Annotated in this window: 3 protein-coding genes; all 3 read right to left on the bottom strand. The window is 60.9% G+C overall.

The window, feature by feature from the left end; all coding sequences use genetic code 11:
• Window positions 1-586: N5-glutamine methyltransferase family protein (locus tag V6C16_RS09505; RefSeq protein WP_333543077.1), on the bottom strand; the 586-nt coding region annotated here is incomplete at its 3' end.
• Between the two features lie 5 nt (window positions 587-591).
• Window positions 592-3234: an endopeptidase La gene (gene lon / locus V6C16_RS09510; RefSeq protein ID WP_333543078.1), complete on the bottom strand. Its 2643-nt coding sequence runs from the start codon at window positions 3232-3234 to the stop codon at window positions 592-594.
• 17 nt (window positions 3235-3251) lie between these two features.
• A partial coding sequence (locus V6C16_RS09515) for a JAB domain-containing protein (protein ID WP_333543079.1) occupies window positions 3252-3529 on the bottom strand: 278 nt, incomplete at its 5' end.

Here is a 3529-nt window from a genome sequence, read left to right on the forward strand (position 1 = left end):
ATGTCAGCCGGTCCTGTACGCCGAGGCATGCGGCGTTGTGCCGGGCCGTTTTTACGGCCTCCGGGCTGATGTCCACCAGTACGCCCTGCCAGTGCGGCAGTTCCAGGGCCAGCGTGATGCCTATACAGCCCGAACCGCAGCCCAGATCCGCGAAACAGGGACCTCGACCTGCGGACATGCTTTCCGGTTTGCGCAGTTGCACGTCGTGTCCGGCGAGCCTGCCTGAGGTATCCGGCCCGTTTCCGGCAGAAACCATTTCCCGTGCGGCAGCCAGGGCTTTATCCACGAGCAGTTCTGTCTCCGGTCTGGGAATGAGGGTGTGGGGTGTCACGGCAAAGTCGCGACCGTAAAATTCTTTGCTGCCCGTGATGTGCGCCAGAGGTTCCCCGGCGGCACGGCGGGCGAGCAGGGTGTCCAAAATCTGAATTTCGTGGGCGTGCAATTGTCGCTCGGCCTGCATGACACAGGCAAGGCGATCAAGGTGCAACGCTTTTTCAACCAACACCTGCGCGCAAAGGCGGGGGCTGTCTGCCCCCGCCTTTTGCAATGTTTGCGCAGCTTCAATCAGATATTGACGCAGACGCACCGTCTTCAGGCTCCGGCTTCCGCATTGGGCCGCTGGTCATCATCCTGACCCTTTCGACGGGGGCGAGGGGCCGCCGGTTTGGATGGAAGGGCCGCAACCACATCTTTCTTGCCTGATGCGGCTTTGCCCTTGCCGGACTTGCCACCGGTTTGCCCGGCGCCCGATGCGCCGCCTTTGTCGTTTTTGCCCTCAAAAACCAGGGGCAGCAGCTCGTCATAATGGTGCACAGGATGCACGGCAATACGCTTGAGCAGCTCCTTGGGCACGTCTTCAAGGTCCTTGGTGTTCTGCCACGGAATGATCACGTGCTTCAGTCCGCGCGCCACACCGGCCAGGATTTTTTCCTTGATGCCGCCCACGGGCAGCACCCGGCCCTGAAGGGTGATCTCGCCGGTCATGCACAGATCGGCGCGCACGCGCCGCCCACTGAGGGCCGAGATCAGCGCCGTAGTGAGCGTTACGCCTGCCGAAGGGCCGTCCTTGGGCGTGGCCCCCGCGGGGACGTGCACATGAATGTCGTATTCCGACACAAAGGACGGATCCACACCCAGTTCGTCAGCACGGCTGCGTATATAGCTTAAGGCGGCCTGAGCGCTTTCTTTCATGACATCGCCCAACTGGCCTGTAAGGGTAAGGCCGCCCTTGCCCTTCATCACCGTTGCTTCCACGGTAAGAACTTCCCCGCCAGCGGGGGTCCAGGCCAGGCCCAGAGCCATGCCGGGCATGAGCTTCTTTTCTTTTTCGTCTTCAATAAAGCGGGGTGCGCCCAAGAGCCTTTCCACATCGGCAGCGCCGACCCTGAACGGCCCTTTCTTGCCCTCAGCCTTGCGGCGGGCCAGCTTGCGGCATATGGAGGACAGTTCGCGCTCCAGATTGCGCAGGCCCGCTTCGCGTGTGTACTCGCGTATGATTTTTTCCAGGGCCGCCTCGTCCAGCGAGACATCCTTTTCCAGCAAGCCGTTTTCCTTGATTTTTTTGGGCAACAGATGCTTGCGGGCGATTTCGGCCTTTTCCTGCATGGTGTAGCCGGGCAGGGTGATGACCTCCATGCGGTCGCGCAGAGGGGCCGGGATGGTCTCCAGATGGTTGGCCGTACACAGAAACATGACCTTTGAAAGATCAAAAGGCACGTTCAGGTAATGGTCGCTGAAGGTGTGGTTCTGTTCCGGGTCCAGCACTTCCAGCAGGGCGGACGAGGGGTCACCCCTGAAGTCCGCGCCGAGTTTGTCCACTTCGTCCAGCACAATGACGGGGTTGCGTGTACCTGCCTGTTTGAGGCTCTGGATGATGCGCCCGGGCATGGCCCCGATATAGGTGCGCCTGTGCCCGCGTATTTCTGCCTCATCGTGCATGCCGCCCAGGGACAGCCTTTGGAACTTGCGCCCCAGTGCGCGCGCGATGGAACGTCCGAGGGACGTTTTGCCCACGCCGGGAGGGCCGGCAAAACAGAGAATCGGTCCCTTGGATTGCGGATTGAGCTTGCGCACACTCAGGAATTCAAGAATACGGTCCTTGATTTTTTCCAGGCCGCAGTGATCCTCATCCAGGATCTGCTTGGCGTGGGCTATGTCCAGCCTGTCGCGCGAGAGCTTTTTCCAGGGCAGTTCCGACAGCCAGTCCAGATAGGTACGTACCACGTTGGCCTCGGAAGAGTCCGCGTGCATGCCTGCCAGACGGCGCAGCTGCTTGTCGGCTTCCCTGCGCACGTCCTTGGGCATGCCGGCCTTGTCCAGGGCGGCCCGCAGGCTTTCCAGTTCTTCCTCTCCCTCATCGTCCTTGTCGCCAAGTTCGCTGCGGATAGCCTTGAGCTGTTCGCGCAAGAAGTAGTCCTTCTGAGCCTTGTCCATGCCTTCGCGGGCCGAACTCTGAATGCGGGCCTGCACGGTGGCGACCTCAACCTCGCGCTGCAACTGGGTGTTGACCAGCATGAGGCGGTCCAGCGGGTCTTCCGCCTCAAGAATCTGCTGTGCGTCGGCCGTTTTCATGCGCATGTTGGCGGCAATGAGGTCGGCCAGGCGGCCGGGATCATCCACGCCTTGCAGCACTGCCAGCACGTCCGGCGAAGAAAGCCCGCGCAGGGACAGCACTTTTTCGCTCTGTTCGCGCACGGAGCGCAGCAGGGCTTCAACAGTGGCGTCGATTTTTGGGGTGGCTTCTGGCAGGGTTTCGATGCGGGCCTCAAGAAACGGCTCCACCTGGCTGAATTCGCGCACACGGGCGCGGCTGACGCCCTGCACCAGAATCTTCACCCGCGAGTCGGGCATCTTGAGCATGCGCATGACCTGCACCACCGTACCCACCCGGTAAATATCATCGGGACCGGGGTCTTCGGTCGCTTCTTCCTTTTGCGCGCAGACAAGCAGGTGCCGCCCGTTCTTGAGGGCCGCCTCAACGGCCTGAACGGACTTTTCGCGCCCGATAAAGAGCGGCAGAATCATGTAGTTGAAAATAACCACATCGCGCACGGGCAGGATGGGCAGAGTTTCGGGGATGCTCTGCATGGCGGCGGCAAGGCCGCCTTCGTTTTCGGCCAGATCCTGTCCGGGATTTTCCACAGCGTGCGGATCTTCGTTTTCGACGCCAGGCCCGGTGTCGGAATCAGGCCCGTTCATGTGCAACAAATAGTTCTTGTCGTTGTAGTCGGCCATATATTCTCCCTGACTGCCTATATGGTCTGCATCTGTGTGATGCTGTAGCAGTCTCCCTCGGTAACAATAACGTGATCAAGAAAACGCAGGCCCAGTTGCGGCGCAAGTCTTTCCAGTTCTGCCGTAAAGCTCTTGTCTGCCTCTGAAGGGGCGGGATTGCCGCCGGGGTGGTTGTGTACCACGATGATGCCGCTGGCCTTGCGCAACAGCGCCGCTTCAAACACGTCTCTTGGCTGCACGGGAACCTCGGCCACGCCGCCCTGCCGCAAGCGCTCCCAGGCCGTCAGCCTGTTAC

This window comes from Desulfovibrio sp. 1188_IL3213 (genome assembly GCF_036763145.1).
Lineage (GTDB): Bacteria > Desulfobacterota > Desulfovibrionia > Desulfovibrionales > Desulfovibrionaceae > Desulfovibrio.